15 protein-coding genes are annotated in these 14,517 nt (G+C 31.9%); 9 read left to right on the top strand and 6 right to left on the bottom strand.

Annotated elements, in window-relative coordinates; all coding sequences use genetic code 11:
• Positions 1-44 precede the first annotated feature (44 nt).
• Positions 45-626 (bottom strand): HupE/UreJ family protein, encoded by a 582-nt coding sequence (locus VCM48_RS11790; RefSeq protein ID WP_099214652.1) that lies wholly within the window; start codon positions 624-626, stop codon positions 45-47.
• 9 nt (positions 627-635) lie between these two features.
• Complete coding sequence (locus VCM48_RS11795) at positions 636-1,097, bottom strand: Lrp/AsnC ligand binding domain-containing protein (protein ID WP_047789927.1); 462 nt, start codon at positions 1,095-1,097, stop codon at positions 636-638.
• A 62-nt stretch (positions 1,098-1,159) separates the two neighbouring features.
• Between VCM48_RS11795 and VCM48_RS11800 the strand changes: the two genes are divergently transcribed.
• Positions 1,160-2,416 carry a Y-family DNA polymerase gene (locus VCM48_RS11800; RefSeq protein WP_482270641.1) on the top strand — a complete coding sequence of 419 codons (1,257 nt, stop codon included), beginning with the start codon at positions 1,160-1,162 and terminating at the stop codon, positions 2,414-2,416.
• Positions 2,417-2,441: 25 nt separating this feature from the next.
• A complete protein-coding gene (locus VCM48_RS11805; RefSeq protein ID WP_099214650.1) occupies positions 2,442-2,900 on the top strand; it encodes a LexA family protein in 459 nt (152 codons plus the stop codon).
• 165 nt (positions 2,901-3,065) lie between these two features.
• On the opposite strand, the gene VCM48_RS11810 is transcribed toward VCM48_RS11805, so the two are convergent.
• Positions 3,066-3,476, bottom strand: coding sequence for a BrxA/BrxB family bacilliredoxin (locus VCM48_RS11810; protein WP_099214649.1), 411 nt, complete (start codon positions 3,474-3,476; stop codon positions 3,066-3,068).
• Positions 3,477-3,593: 117 nt separating this feature from the next.
• Here VCM48_RS11810 and VCM48_RS11815 point away from each other — a divergent pair, with 117 nt between their 5' ends.
• From VCM48_RS11815 to VCM48_RS11845, 7 genes are all read left to right on the top strand, one after another.
• The gene (locus VCM48_RS11815) at positions 3,594-4,355 is read left to right on the top strand and encodes a TerB family tellurite resistance protein (RefSeq protein WP_274640919.1); all 762 of its coding nucleotides are present in this window, start codon (positions 3,594-3,596) and stop codon (positions 4,353-4,355) included.
• Between the two features lie 125 nt (positions 4,356-4,480).
• Positions 4,481-7,888 (top strand): isoleucine--tRNA ligase, encoded by a 3,408-nt coding sequence (ileS, locus tag VCM48_RS11820; RefSeq protein WP_482270642.1) that lies wholly within the window; start codon positions 4,481-4,483, stop codon positions 7,886-7,888.
• A gap of 4 nt (positions 7,889-7,892) precedes the next feature.
• Positions 7,893-8,270, top strand: a complete 378-nt coding sequence (locus VCM48_RS11825; RefSeq protein ID WP_115900129.1) for a TraR/DksA family transcriptional regulator — start codon at positions 7,893-7,895, stop codon at positions 8,268-8,270.
• Positions 8,271-8,317: 47 nt separating this feature from the next.
• On the top strand, positions 8,318-8,965 hold the full coding sequence (locus VCM48_RS11830) for a DUF4097 family beta strand repeat-containing protein (protein ID WP_482270643.1): 648 nt from the start codon (positions 8,318-8,320) through the stop codon (positions 8,963-8,965).
• A 75-nt stretch (positions 8,966-9,040) separates the two neighbouring features.
• Positions 9,041-10,933, top strand: coding sequence for a M61 family metallopeptidase (locus VCM48_RS11835; RefSeq protein WP_482270644.1), 1,893 nt, complete (start codon positions 9,041-9,043; stop codon positions 10,931-10,933).
• Positions 10,934-11,059: 126 nt separating this feature from the next.
• The gene (locus VCM48_RS11840; protein WP_099214644.1) at positions 11,060-11,653 is read left to right on the top strand and encodes a lipoprotein signal peptidase; all 594 of its coding nucleotides are present in this window, start codon (positions 11,060-11,062) and stop codon (positions 11,651-11,653) included.
• Positions 11,654-11,697: 44 nt separating this feature from the next.
• A complete protein-coding gene (locus VCM48_RS11845) occupies positions 11,698-12,300 on the top strand; it encodes a DUF4230 domain-containing protein (protein ID WP_482270645.1) in 603 nt (200 codons plus the stop codon).
• Positions 12,301-12,303: 3 nt separating this feature from the next.
• On the opposite strand, the gene VCM48_RS11850 is transcribed toward VCM48_RS11845, so the two are convergent.
• Genes VCM48_RS11850 through VCM48_RS11860 form a run of 3 tightly spaced genes read right to left on the bottom strand, consistent with a single transcriptional unit; the run spans position 12,304 to position 14,517 of the window.
• The gene (locus VCM48_RS11850) at positions 12,304-12,717 is read right to left on the bottom strand and encodes a DUF6691 family protein (protein WP_482270646.1); all 414 of its coding nucleotides are present in this window, start codon (positions 12,715-12,717) and stop codon (positions 12,304-12,306) included.
• A gap of 1 nt (position 12,718) precedes the next feature.
• The gene (locus VCM48_RS11855; RefSeq protein WP_482270647.1) at positions 12,719-13,279 is read right to left on the bottom strand and encodes a YeeE/YedE family protein; all 561 of its coding nucleotides are present in this window, start codon (positions 13,277-13,279) and stop codon (positions 12,719-12,721) included.
• Positions 13,279-14,517, bottom strand: coding sequence for a 3-deoxy-D-manno-octulosonic acid transferase (locus tag VCM48_RS11860; protein WP_482270648.1), 1,239 nt, complete (start codon positions 14,515-14,517; stop codon positions 13,279-13,281). The genes VCM48_RS11855 and VCM48_RS11860 overlap by 1 nt, the downstream gene beginning before the upstream one ends.

Raw genomic sequence — 14,517 nt, forward strand, 5'->3', positions numbered from 1 at the left:
ATAAGCTAAGGTAGTTAGATTTGAGTTAGTTAGTCGTTAATTTTTTACCAAAAAACTCGGTCAAACATCATTTGTAAAGCAAACCCTATAACGATAGAAGACATGATTAAAATCCAATCGCGACGGTTTACACTAAAGATTGATTGTACTAAAGCACCAATTAATAAAATTCCTAATACAATGATAATTTGTGCTACTTCTACACCTAATGCAAATTCTAATAATGGTAAAAACTTATCAGAAGTTTTTCCAATCATAATTTTAAAATAGTTGGAAAAACCAAGTCCGTGAATTAATCCGAAAAATAAAGCAAAAAATAAATTCTGATTTTCTTTTCCTACTGATGCCTTTTTAGCAGTTAATACATTCATTAATCCAGTAATAAAAATGGTTAATGGAATTAGAAATTCAATTAAATCTGCTCGGACATTTAATATTCCATAAGCTGAAAGTGCTAAGGTTATCGAGTGTCCAATAGTAAATAAAGTGATTAACCATAAAACTTTTGTCCACTGCTTAAATTGATATACAACAGCTAATACAATTAAGAATAAAATATGGTCATAGGCTTTAAAATCTAGTACATGAAACAAGCCTGTTTTAAAGTAGAAGATAAAATCGTTCATTCGGGGTTTTTAAATTTTTATTTGTCGATCTATTTGTTGGTCTAAAGATATAAAAGTTTCGGTTCTTGAAACCCCTTTTATGGTTTGAATATCCTTATTTAACAAATGCATTAAGTCTTCATTGTTTTTACATAGTATTTTAATGAAAATAGCATAGTTACCAGTAGTGTAGTGACTTTCTACAATCTCAGGAATTTCTTTTAAACGTTTAATTGCTGAAGAGTATAGGCTAGAAGAATCTAAAAAAACACCAACAAAAGCGGTAGTAGTGTACCCTAATGCTTTTGGGTTTAATATCATTTTGTAACCATCAATTAAATCCGATTCGTCTAATTTTCGTAACCGTTGATGAATAGCAGCACCAGATATACCCACTTCTCGAGCAATGCTTAAAATAGGAGTACGTGCATCTTTAACAAGGCGTTTGATAATGATTTTATCAATTCCATCAATTTTTAATTTTCTAACCATGAAACAAAAATAAGGAAAGTTAGTTAGAGTTCATTTTTTCAATATTCTGTACCTTTACAGTTATGTATGCGTTGGTAGATTGTAATAACTTTTATGCTTCTTGCGAACGGGTTTTTAATCCGAATTTGCAAGGAAAACCAGTAGCCATTTTAAGTAATAATGATGGCTGCGTTATTTCAATGAGTGATGAAGCAAAAAAGTTACAACTTCCATTTGGGGCACCAATTTTTAAGTGGGATCAATTTTGTAAAAACAACAATATCTCAGTGTTGTCTTCAAACTACCCACTGTATGGCGATATGAGTGCTAGAGTGATGAAAATTCTAGAGCAATTTTCTCCAGATGTAGAAGTATACTCTATTGATGAAGCTTTTTTACAATTCAAAGGTTTTGATGAGTATGATTTTAATTCCTACGGAAAAGAAATTAGAGAAAGACTATTGAAGTGGACAGGGATTCCAACCTGTGTAGGAATTGCACCAACAAAAGCGTTAAGTAAAGTAGCCAATAAAATAGCTCGTAAATTTCCAAAAGAAACAGGAGGAGTGTATGTAATAAATTCCGAAGAAAAAAGAATCAAAGCATTACAGTGGACTCCTATAGAAAGTGTTTGGGGAATTGGTAGAGGTATACAGAAGAGGTTGCTCGCCAAAGGATGTAAAAAGGCATACGATTTTACCCAGTTAGATGATAATTGGGTATTGAAAAATCTTTCTATAACAGGCTGGAAGTTAAAAAAAGATTTAGAAGGAGATTCGAAAATAGAATTAGATGAACCTACTAATAAGAAAGCAATAGCAACAACCCGAAGTTTTGAATATACATTTTCTGACTTAGATAATATTAAAGAAAGAATTTCAACCTTTGCAGTGAGTTGTGCAGAAAAATTACGCAAACAAAACTCTAGTTGTCATATGGTGATTGTTTTGCTACGAAGTGATTATCATAAAAAAGATACTGAACAACATCGAGTGAGTAAAACAGTTGTGTTTCCATATCCAACAAATTCCACATTAACAATAAGTAAAAGTGCAGTACAAGCGGTAACAACTATTTTTAAAGAAGGAATAAAGTATAAAAGAGCAGGAGTAATTGTAACAGGATTGGTTCCTTCAGATAATTATCAGATAGATATGTTTGCAAGAGAAAATCCGAAGCATGCCTCTTTAATGAGTGCGATTGATAAAATTAATCAGACTTATAAAGCAGATAAGATTAAATTAGCCAATCAAGATTTACAACGTACTTGGAAGATGCGTCAAGAACGATTATCGCCCAAATACACTACAAATATTAACGATATTATTAAGGTAAAATAAGTTTAGTTAAATAACAAACAATAAGATGTTACGAAAATTAAAGCCAGTAAAAGCATCAGAAGCATTGACTTTTTTCTTGCCAAAAGAGTTAAATGAAAGCGAAGGAGCTATTTTAATGGATACAGGTATTTCTGCAGGGTTTCCTTCTCCTGCTGATGATTTCAGGGAAACGCGTATTTCGTTAGATGAAGAACTTATTAGAAATAAAGAAGCTACTTTTTTTGCTCGAGTAAGCGGACAATCGATGATTGGTGCAGGTTTGGACGACAATGACTTGCTAGTAATTGATAGAAGTATTCCTCCAACCAATAATAAAATTGCAGTATGTTTTTTAGATGGTGAGTTTACTGTAAAGCGTCTGCGAGTTGAAGGTAGTGAAGTTTGGCTACAACCTGAAAATCCAGATTATCCAATTATAAAAATCACTGAAGAAAACAACTTTATTATTTGGGGAGTTGTAACTAATGTGATTAAGAAGGTGTAGCGGAGAAACAAGACCGCTTTGCTGTTAGATAGAAGAATCAAGACATTTTTTTAGAAAGATCAAAGAGTCAATCTGAATTTTGTATGAAGAATCTCAAAATAAAAAAATCCAGCAAATAGCTGGATTTTTTGTCTTTATTCTAAAAATCTTGTGTCTTAAAAAAGATTAACAAAACTCTTCGTAAGCAGCGGCTAAATTCTGAGCAATAGCTTGTGCTGAACGTCCTTCAATATGATGACGCTCTAACATGTGTACTAAATTACCATCTTTAAATAAAGCAATTGCAGGAGATGATGGAGGGAAAGGAATCATATATTCTCTTGCCTTCGCTGTAGATTCTTTCTCTACACCTGCAAAAACTGTAGTTAAGTTCGTAGGAGTTTTATCTGCTCCTAAAGAAGCGATAGCACCAGGTCTTGCAGTACCTGCAGCACACCCACAAACAGAGTTTACCATTACTAACGTAGTTCCTTCTTTGGCTAAAGCATTGTCAACATCTTCAGCAGTATATAAAGCTTCAAAACCGGCATCGATTAATTGATCGCGCATTGGTTTTACTAATTCTTCTGGATACATATTTTTGAATTAAAAATTTAAGGCAAAGATACTTCTTTTCGTGCCAACAATCAACCCGAAATAAGTATGGAGATAGATTGGTAATGTTTTATCTTTGTAGCCTCTAAAAAACAAACAATGGGAAAATTTGCAAAATGGCTTGGAGCTGGAGCTGGCTTTACATTAGGAGGGCCAATAGGAGCAATAATTGGGTTTGCTGTAGGAAGTTTTATTGATGGAATTTCTGTAGAAGATTTTGTACAAGAACAGCAAGAATTTCAAAAAAAGACTGGAGGTCAACCAAGAAGAGGAAGAGCTACATCAGGTGATTTCGAAATAAGCTTGCTAATATTAGCATCAGTAGTTATAAAATCTGATGGAAAAATAGATAAGAGAGAGTTAGATTATGTTCGTGCTTACTTTGTGAAAATGTATGGTAAAGAACGAGCAAATCACGCATTCAAGCTATTCAATGGAATTATAAAAAAACAAATATCTACACGCCAAGTTTGCTTACAAATACGTCAGTATATGTCGCATGCTACGCGATTACAATTATTACATTTTTTGTTTGGAATAGCAAAAGCAGATGGGCAAGTAACTAGTGTAGAGGAAGAAGAAATTAGAAAAATAGCAAGCTATTTATATATCAATGAATATGATTACTCATCAATAAAAGCAATGTTTTATGATGAGTCTGATGGAGCTTATAAAATGCTAGAGATAACGAAAGAATCGACTAACGATGAAGTAAAAAAAGCCTACAGAAGAATGGCTAAAAAACATCACCCAGATAAGTTACAAAACTTAGGAGAAGAGCATAAAAAAGGAGCTAACGAGAAATTTCAAAAAATTCAAGCAGCTTACGAACAAATTAAAAAAGAACGTGGGATTAGTTAATATGTTCAGATAAAATTAAGAATTATGTAAAAAACACCTCAAATTTGAGGTGTTTTTTTATGTCTCAAATTCAACAATTACAAGAAAATACGTAATTTCGCACATTCAATTAATAAACCGACAAAATGAGTAAGAAGTTTACTGAATACAAAGGATTGGATTTACCAAAAGTAGCAGAAGAAATATTAAACTATTGGGAGGAAAACAACATCTTTGAAAAAAGTATTACTACACGTGAAGGAAACGAACCATTTGTGTTTTTTGAAGGACCACCTTCAGCAAACGGTTTACCAGGAATTCATCACGTAATGGCACGTGCCATTAAAGATATTTTTTGTCGTTATAAAACCCAAAAAGGATACCAAGTTAAGCGTAAAGCAGGTTGGGATACGCATGGTTTGCCTGTAGAATTGGGAGTTGAAAAAGAATTAGGAATCACTAAAGAAGATATCGGAACCAAAATTACGGTTGAAGAATATAACGAAGCATGTAAAAAAGCTGTAATGCGTTATACCGATATTTGGAACGACCTAACTCAAAAAATGGGATATTGGGTAGATATGGAAGATCCATATATAACCTATAAACCAAAATATATGGAATCGGTTTGGTGGTTGTTAAAACAAATCTATAATAAAGATTTATTATATAAGGGGTATACAATCCAGCCATATTCACCAAAAGCTGGAACAGGATTAAGCTCACATGAGTTAAACCAACCAGGAACTTATCAAGATGTTACAGATACTACAGTAGTAGCTCAGTTTAAAACGATAAAAGAAACATTACCAGACTTTTTACAAGTTGATGGAGATGTACACTTTTTAGCTTGGACAACTACACCATGGACACTTCCATCGAATACAGCATTAACGGTTGGGCCAAAAATAGAATACGTTTTAGTTAAAACATTCAACCAATATACATTTGAGCCAATTCAAGTGGTGTTGGCTAAAAACTTAGTATCAAAACAATTTGCTGGGAAGAAGTTTAATCAAGTAGAAGATGTAGCGGAATTAGCAAATTATGCTGAAGGAGATAAGCAAATTCCATATGCAGTTGTAAAAGAATTTATAGGAAAAGATTTAGTAGGTATTAAATACGAGCAATTATTACCATTTGCTTTACCATATCAAAATCCAGAAAATGCTTTTAGAGTAATTTCAGGAGATTTTGTAACTACCGAAGATGGTACAGGTATCGTACATACAGCCCCAACATTTGGTGCTGATGATGCTTTAGTTGCAAAACAAGCAACTCCAGAAGTGCCGCCAATGTTGGTGTTAGATGAAAATGAAAACCCAGTTCCACTAGTAGATTTACAAGGGAAATTTCGCCCAGAAATGGGAGAATATGCAGGTAAATATGTAAAGAATGAATACTATACAGATGGTGAGGCTCCAGAAAAATCGGTAGATGTAGAATTAGCAATTCAACTAAAAACAGAAAACAAAGCCTTTAAAGTTGAAAAATATGTGCACAGTTATCCAAACTGTTGGCGTACGGATAAACCAATTTTATATTATCCATTAGATTCTTGGTTTATCAAGGTAACCGATGTAAAGGATAAAATGTTCGATTTAAACGAAACTATTAACTGGAAGCCAAAATCAACAGGAGAAGGACGTTTTGGTAACTGGTTAAAAAATGCGAATGATTGGAACTTATCACGTTCTCGTTTTTGGGGAATTCCATTACCAATTTGGCGTACTGAAGGCGGAACAGAGCAAATCTGTATCGGTTCTGTAGCTGAATTAAAAGAAGAGATTCAAAAGTCAGTTAATGCTGGCGTAATGTCTGAAGATATTTTTGCTGATTTTGAAGTAGGAAATATGTCAGAAGATAACTATGATAAAATTGACTTACACAAAAATGTAGTAGATAAAATTATCTTAGTTTCTGCTTCAGGAAAACCAATGAAGCGTGAAAGCGATTTAATTGATGTTTGGTTTGATTCTGGTTCTATGCCATATGCACAATGGCATTATCCATTTGAAAACAAAGAATTAATTGATAATAAAGAAAGTTATCCAGCTAACTTTATTGCAGAGGGAGTAGACCAAACTCGTGGATGGTTCTATACATTACATGCTATCGGAACAATGGTATTCGATTCAGTAGCATATAAAAATGTAGTGTCTAACGGATTAGTGTTAGATAAGAACGGACAAAAAATGTCAAAGCGTTTAGGAAATGCAGTAGACCCATTTACTACATTATCTGAATTTGGTCCAGATGCAACGCGTTGGTACATGATTTCGAATGCAAATCCTTGGGATAACTTAAAATTTGATTTAGCAGGAATAGAAGAAGTAAAACGTAAGTTCTTTGGAACTTTATATAATACGTATTCATTCTTCTCTTTATATGCAAACATTGATAACTTTACCTATAGTGAAGCTGAAATAGCTATTAATGAAAGACCGGAGATAGACCGTTGGATTTTATCTGAATTAAACACGTTAGTTCAAAAGGTAGATAAATTCTATGCAGAATACGAACCAACCAAGGCAACTAGAGCTATTTCTGATTTTGTACAAGATCATTTAAGTAACTGGTATGTACGTTTATGTAGAAGACGTTTCTGGAAAGGAGAATATGCACAAGATAAAATTTCAGCATATCAAACGTTATACACTTGTATGTTAACGGTAGCTAAATTAGGTTCTCCAGTAGCACCTTTCTTTATGGATCGTTTGTATAAAGATTTAATAAAAGCTACAGGAAAAGAAAGTTTTGAAAGCGTACATATAGCAGAGTTTCCTAAATATAATGCTGATTTAGTAGATAAGTCGTTAGAGCGTAAAATGGAAAATGCACAAACAATATCTTCATTAGTACTATCTTTAAGAGCTAAAGAAAAAATTAAAGTACGTCAACCGTTACAAAAAATTATGATTCCTGTATTGGATGCAACGCAGAAGGAAGAAATTTTAGCAGTAGCAGACTTAATAAAATCAGAAGTTAACGTTAAGGAGATAGAGTTATTAGACGATGCTTCAGGGATTTTAGTAAAACAAATCAAACCAAATTTTAAAGCTTTAGGGCCTAAGTTTGGTAAAGATATGAAGTTGATAGCTAATAAGATACAAGGATTTACACAAGATGATATCATCAAGATAGAAAAAGAAGGTGAAATTTCTGTGGAAATTAACGATAAATTGATTACTTTAGGAACCGCTGATGTGGAGATTTCATCGAAAGATATCGAAGGGTGGTTAGTAGCCAATGCAGAAGGGTTAACAGTTGCTTTAGATGTTACAATAAACGACGAATTACGCAAAGAAGGTGTGGCAAGAGAATTAGTTAATAGAATTCAAAACGCACGAAAAGACACAGGTTTAGAAGTAACCGATAAAATAAAATTAACCATTTTACAAGCTGATGATTTAAGAGAATCGGTATTGGCAAATGAAAACTACATTAAAGCAGAAACATTAACAAATGAATTAGTTTTTGTTGATGATTTAAAAAATGGTACAGAAATTGAGTTTGATGCCATTAAAAGTAGAATGTTAATTGAAAAAATATAGCATTATGGATGATGTTAAAATAAGATATTCAGATAGTGATTTACTAGAGTTTAAGGAAATCATTCAAAAGAAAATTGAAAAAGCTGAAGAAGACTTAAAACTGTTACAAGCATCGTATAAAAATGGTTCAGATAATGGAACCGATGATACATCGCCAACATTTAAATCTTTTGAAGAAGGTTCAGATACAATGGCTAAAGAAGCAAATATGCAGCTAGCTATTCGTCAAGAAAAGTTTATTCGTGATTTAAAAAATGCCTTAGTTCGTATTGAAAATAAAACGTACGGTATTTGTAGAGTTACAGGTAAGCTAATTCAAAAAGAACGCTTAAAGCTAGTGCCACACGCTACTTTAAGTATCGAAGCAAAACGAAAACAATAACTTTTAAAGTTAAAATAAATAGAGCCTCTTTTAGAGGCTTTTTTTGTATGAAAAAATATCTATTATTATATACTCTAATAAGTGTTCAATTTCTTTACTGTCAAGAAAAAATAATACAGAAGAGAAAAATGTTAGTAAACGAACTCGAAGTAGTTACTCACGGGTTAGACGATATTGTAATAGAAAATTCAAAGAGTAACGAGTTAGAAGTAATTTTACTTGATGAAAACCCACATACACATAATATACTGTTCAAAAAAGAAGGAGAAGTCATTACAATAGCATTTGAGTTAAATATTCCAACACTAAAAAATGAAGTTTTTCGAAAATATATAACAAGAAGACTAGAAAGAGCTAGGGCTATTATAAAAGTTCCTAAAAACAAACATATAAGTATTTATGGAAAAACTATTGGAATTAATTCAAAAAGTTACGCTGGAGATTTAGATGTTTATATTGAAAGAGGAAATATAAAACTGAATACTATTGAAAGGAACGTAAATGTGCGTCTTTTTCAAGGAAATGTATTTGCAAAAACAACTTCAAAAAGTACGTTAAACTTAAAAACCAATAACGGAACAATTCTTATAAATGGAGAGAAAAAAGAATCTCCGTTCTCTCAAGAAACTCCATCAACTTCTAAAAAACTTACCATAAACTCAATTCATGCCAACATAAACATAGAATTAGAGTAATTAACAAAATTTTATAATAATTACACGTAACAAAACATAAGTTACTTTGTCTAATGGTTAATTAAAAACTAAGAAATGAACAAAAGCATACTAACCGCAGCCATTGCAGCATTATTATTAATAAGCTGTAATTCCACAAAAAAAGCAACAAACGATTTAGCTGTTCAAACCCCAATAGCAACAACCTTAGATTTAACAAAGGTTGACAATGATAAAGTACCTGTAACAGTCAATCCAGGTAGATTTACAGTTGAAAAAGTAACATATAGGTTACCAAGAGTAGTTCAAGGAACTTATTCTGTAAGTGATTTTGGTAAATATGTAGATAGTTTTAAGGCTTTAGATTATGAAGGAAACGAATTAGAAGCAACAAAAGTTGACACCAATACATGGGAAATTACCAATGCCCAAAAATTAGATAAAGTAACCTATTTGGTAAACGATACTTTTGATATGGAAGTTTCAGGAGGAATTGGAGGAGAAACCCCATTTTCACCAGCAGGAACCAATATAGAATCTACTAACTATGTATTAAATCTTCACGGGTTTGTAGGGTATTTTGATTCATTAAAAAATAATCAATATAAGTTAGATGTTGTTTCGCCTACTAATTTTAAAAGAACTTCTGCATTACAAGAAGTAGGAACAAAAACAAGCGAAGATGGTTCAACTTTAACTTCAAGCTATTTTGCTCCACGTTATTTTGATATTACAGACAACCCGATGTTTTACGGAGAACTAGATGTAGAAGAGTTCAAAGTAGGTGATATTAAAATTGTATTAAGTGTATACTCTCCAAACAAAAAGCACTCAGCAGAAAAGCTTAAAAAAGTTATGGAGAAAATGATGCAAGCACAAAAAGCATACTTAGGAAGTGTTAACAGTACTGCTCGTTACGATATTTATTTATATCTATCTGATGGAACTGAAAAAGCACCTAAAGGATTTGGAGCTTTAGAACATCATACATCAACCGTAGTAGTATTACCAGAAGCAATGCCAGATGAAGCATTAGCAAAAAGTATGATAGATGTAGTATCTCATGAGTTTTTCCATATCGTAACTCCGTTAAGTGTGCATTCAGAAGACGTACATTATTTCGATTACAATCAACCAACATTCTCTAAACATTTATGGATGTATGAAGGAATTACAGAATACTTTGCTACATTATTTCAAGTAAATCAAGGTTTAGTAACAGAAGATGAATTTTACAGTAAAATTATGGGTAAAATTAAAACAGCATCTTCTATGAATGATTCTATGAGTTTTACTAAAATGAGTGAAAATGTATTAGATGAGCCTTATGCTTCTCAGTATTATAATGTTTACCAAAAGGGAGCTTTAATCGGTATGTGTATTGATATTTTAATGCGTGAAGAAAGTAATGGAAATAGAGGCGTGTTGTCATTAATGAAAGAATTATCATTAAAATATGGAAAAAATAAACCATTCGAGGATGATAAGTTAATTGAAGAAATTACAGAAATGACATACCCTTCAATAGGAGCGTTTTTGAACACACACGTAGTAGAAGGCACACCAATTAATTATAATGAGTTTTTTGCAAAGGCAGGATTAGTGTTGAATGAATCAAAAGTAAAAACAAATTATATCCAAAATGATGGAGCTATGATTGTTAGAGCAGACCAAGCGACAAAAACAATCAGATTTTCAGAAGCAGTAAAAGATAATAGCTTTTGGGCTGAAAATGGAGCACAACCTAACGATGCAATTAAAGAGGTTGATGGAGTAGCAGTAACAAAGGAAAGTGCAAACCAGATTTTTACGAAAATGTTTATGTGGCAACCAGGAAACGAAGTTGAGGTAAAACTAGAAAGAGATGGTAAAGAGGTAATTATTAAAACAACTTTAACTCAATCATACACCAAAGGAACTAGTTTAAAGGATGATCCTAATGCAACACAAAAGCAAAAAGAATTAAGAAAAGCTTGGTTAAAAGGGTAATTTCCTTTTTTAATCAATAAGTTTAAGACCAATATGCCTCAAAGACTATTGGTCTTTTTCTTTCTATAAATCAGAAGAAAAACATAAAAATAGTTTTCTTATTTTTGTTTCCATTAAATAAAAAAAATGTCTAAAAAACACATCGCAATACTTACCGTAATTTTGGCAATTTTAATTGATCAAATCAGTAAAATTTATATCAAAACACATTTCCAATTAGGAGAAGAAGTTATTGTTTTCAATGATTGGTTTAGAATTCATTTTACAGAAAATAACGGAATGGCGTGGGGCTTTGAATTTGGTGGTAAAGCAGGAAAATTATTCTTAACTTTATTTAGAGTTGTTGCCGTTACAGGTATTGTGTATTGGTTGTGGCAATCTATCAAGAAAAAAGCGCATACAGCCGTTATTATTGCGATAGCGCTAATTTTAGCAGGAGCAGTAGGTAATATTATCGATTCTGTTTTTTATGGTGTAATTTTCGATTCTTCTTACCATAATGTTGCTACACTTTTTTCAGATAATCCATATGGAGAATTGTTTCACGGAAAAGTAGTAGACATGCTATATTTTCCTATTTATGAAGGAGAAAGTTTTACCTTTTTCAATGCTATTTTTAACGGAGCAGACTCTTGGATTACTATAGGAGTAGCTTTACTATTTTTATTTAATAAGCAAGCATTTCCTAAAGAAGAAAAAGAAACAAAACAAGCTTCATAAAAACACTTTAAATACTTTTCCTATATTTATAGAAAAAGAAATTAATGCGTTTACTAAAATATCTTGCTGTTTTTGCACTAGGGTTTTTAATTGCTAAATTCTGGTACGAAAAAAAGGAAAAAAAATATGAGGAAGAAGAAATTCAGGTGGTTTTAAACGGAATTCAGAATCTAAGTAAGTTGGTGGTTTCAGAAGGGAATTTTTCTGAAATGTATAGCTTTACTGATGCAAAAAAGTATTTCTATGGATACGTTACCTTTGAAAAGAAAGCAATGCTCTCAGTAAACGCTAAGGTTGAGGTGGGGTATGATTTATCGGAACTAGAAATTCAAATAGATAGTGTTGGTAAACAAATTATCATCAATAAAATTCCTAAAGAAGAAGTTCTAATTTCTCCAGACATTAAATATTTCGATTTGCAACAAAGTCAGTTCAATACCTTCTCTAAACAAGAGCTAAATAAGCTGAACGCTAAAGCTATTGAAAAGATTAAATCGACAATAACAGTTTCTCAACTACAAAAGGATGCTAAAACTCGTTTGTTTGAAGAATTATCAAAGATTTACCAACTCTCTAAAATTTATAATTGGAAAGTGGTGGATAATACTAATTCTGGTGTCTTTGAACCTTTACTATTGAAAGATTAAAGCTTAATGAGGTAATTTTTTACTTATTACACCATAAATAAAAGCTCCTATAAGAGCTCCTAAGAGTACAATAATCATTGGGAGTATTCCTTGTCCAATCAAAACAAAAATAGGAGCAGGACAAGCGCCTGCTAATGCCCAACCTAATCCAAAGATAGTACCACCAACTAAAGTTCTAATAAAACCTTTCTTTTTCTCTTTGATGTTAATTTGGTTTCCTAAGTAATCTTTAATTTTTCCACTTTTAAAGAAATACATAAATATAGCAGAGATAACTACAGCAGAACCAATAATACCATACATGTGGAAAGATTGAAACTTGAACATTTCATAAATTCGATACCAAGAAACTGCTTCAGATTTAGACAAAATAATTCCGAAAACTATACCTATAACTAAAAATTTCAAATTCTTCATCTTAACCAAATATTAAAGGGAATAGCACCCAAATCATAATTAAACCACCAATAAAAAAACCAATTACAGCAATTAAAGAAGGCAATTGAAAGCTGCTTAACCCTGTAATAGCATGTCCAGAAGTACAACCATCAGCATAACGCGTTCCAAAACCAATTAAAATTCCTGCAACCAATAAAATTGCGAAACCTTTTAAAGTCAACATGTTTTCTATACTATAAATCTCGTTTGGAACATACGTTTTTCCAGCATCAGCAAAACCTAGTTCCGCTAATTCGTTAACGGTGGTAGGGTTTAAATGAACTCCTGGTGTAGCAGATAAATAATTAATAGCGATATAACCTCCAATTAATAAACCAACTAAAAAGACAATAGCCCAATCACGTTCTTTCCAATCTTTCTTAAAATAATCAGAAACTTTACCTGCACCAACCATGGTACAAATAGTTTCTAAATTGGTTGATACCCCAAAATTTTTTCCGAAGTAAAAAAACAAAAAAAGTACTATAGCAATAAGTGGCCCAGATACATACCAAGGCCATGGTTGTAATATAAAATCCATTATAATATGTTTTTTAAATAAGTGATAATGGTTTTTGTTGCCCCCACATTTTTTAAAATGTAATTGTGGTTAACATTCCCCATTTGCTCTCTTAGTTTTTTGCCTGATTTCAATAAAGCAAAATTACTAGAAAATTCGTTAGTATTTGTAACGGTCTTTGCACCTCCTATTTCAAGTAAATCAATTGCTTCTTGAAACTTATTGTATTTATTACCACCAAAAATAACAGGAACACCATATGTCGCTGGTTCTAAAATATTATGTAAACCAGTAGCGAGTCCACCGCCTACGTAAGCTACATCAGCATAAGAGTAAATTTTGGTAAGCAACCCAATTGTGTCAATTATAAAAACTTGATAATTGGATAGCAGTTTTCCTTCTTTTTCAGAAAAAAGAATCGTTTTCTTATTGATTAAGCTCTGTAGTTCTTTAATCTGTTTTTGGTTGATGTTGTGTGGAGCAATAATAAACTTTTCGTCATCGGTAGCGTTATTATTAATGTAATTGATAATCAATTCTTCATCTTCTTTCCAAGTGCTTCCAGCAATTACGGTATACTGATTGTTTTTAAACTCAGAAATAAAATCTAAAGAGTTGTCTTGTTGTAAAATATCATATACACGATCAAACCGAGTATCACCAGCAATGGTTGCATTTTGAAAATCAATAGAATTTAATAGGTTTTTAGAAGTTTCGTTTTGCACAAAAAAGTGATTAAACGCTGTCAATTTTTCACGCATAAAACCTCCATACCACTTAAAGAAGGATTGTTTTTTTCTAAAAATTCCTGAAATTAAAATTGTAGGAGCACCATGCTTTTTTAATTCAGAAAGGAGGTTAGGCCAAAACTCATATTTAATCATGATAGCTACATCAGGATGCACTAGTTTGATGAATTTTTTAACGTTCGATTTAGTGTCCAAAGGTAAATAGCAAATAACATCGGCTAATGGATAATTTTTTCTGATCTCATATCCTGAAGGAGAAAAAAATGTAACCACAATTTTATAGTCTGAATAGAGTTCTTTCAACTCCTCAATAATAGGTCTACCTTGTTCAAATTCTCCTAAAGAAGCAGCATGAAACCAAACTACTTTATCAGTTTTAGAAATACTTTCGAGTTTAGAAAATGTTTCCTTTCTCCCTTGGTAAAACAGCTTTATTTTTTTGTTGAACAAAGCTACAATTGGAAGTAAGATAGATACTAAGGCAAGAAGTAAATTGTATAAAAAATTCAT

This window comes from Tenacibaculum sp. DPLXC6 (genome assembly GCF_056815515.1).

Coding starts and splice junctions, on each gene's coding strand:
- VCM48_RS11790 (WP_099214652.1), bottom strand. CDS start 626: ATGAACGATTTTATCTTCTACTTTAAAACAGGCTTGTTTCATGTACTA.
- VCM48_RS11795 (WP_047789927.1), bottom strand. CDS start 1,097: ATGGTTAGAAAATTAAAAATTGATGGAATTGATAAAATCATTATCAAA.
- VCM48_RS11800 (WP_482270641.1), top strand. CDS start 1,160: ATGTATGCGTTGGTAGATTGTAATAACTTTTATGCTTCTTGCGAACGG.
- VCM48_RS11805 (WP_099214650.1), top strand. CDS start 2,442: ATGTTACGAAAATTAAAGCCAGTAAAAGCATCAGAAGCATTGACTTTT.
- VCM48_RS11810 (WP_099214649.1), bottom strand. CDS start 3,476: ATGTATCCAGAAGAATTAGTAAAACCAATGCGCGATCAATTAATCGAT.
- VCM48_RS11815 (WP_274640919.1), top strand. CDS start 3,594: ATGGGAAAATTTGCAAAATGGCTTGGAGCTGGAGCTGGCTTTACATTA.
- ileS (WP_482270642.1), top strand. CDS start 4,481: ATGAGTAAGAAGTTTACTGAATACAAAGGATTGGATTTACCAAAAGTA.
- VCM48_RS11825 (WP_115900129.1), top strand. CDS start 7,893: ATGGATGATGTTAAAATAAGATATTCAGATAGTGATTTACTAGAGTTT.
- VCM48_RS11830 (WP_482270643.1), top strand. CDS start 8,318: ATGAAAAAATATCTATTATTATATACTCTAATAAGTGTTCAATTTCTT.
- VCM48_RS11835 (WP_482270644.1), top strand. CDS start 9,041: ATGAACAAAAGCATACTAACCGCAGCCATTGCAGCATTATTATTAATA.
- VCM48_RS11840 (WP_099214644.1), top strand. CDS start 11,060: ATGTCTAAAAAACACATCGCAATACTTACCGTAATTTTGGCAATTTTA.
- VCM48_RS11845 (WP_482270645.1), top strand. CDS start 11,698: ATGCGTTTACTAAAATATCTTGCTGTTTTTGCACTAGGGTTTTTAATT.
- VCM48_RS11850 (WP_482270646.1), bottom strand. CDS start 12,717: ATGAAGAATTTGAAATTTTTAGTTATAGGTATAGTTTTCGGAATTATT.
- VCM48_RS11855 (WP_482270647.1), bottom strand. CDS start 13,279: ATGGATTTTATATTACAACCATGGCCTTGGTATGTATCTGGGCCACTT.
- VCM48_RS11860 (WP_482270648.1), bottom strand. CDS start 14,517: ATGAATTTTTTATACAATTTACTTCTTGCCTTAGTATCTATCTTACTT.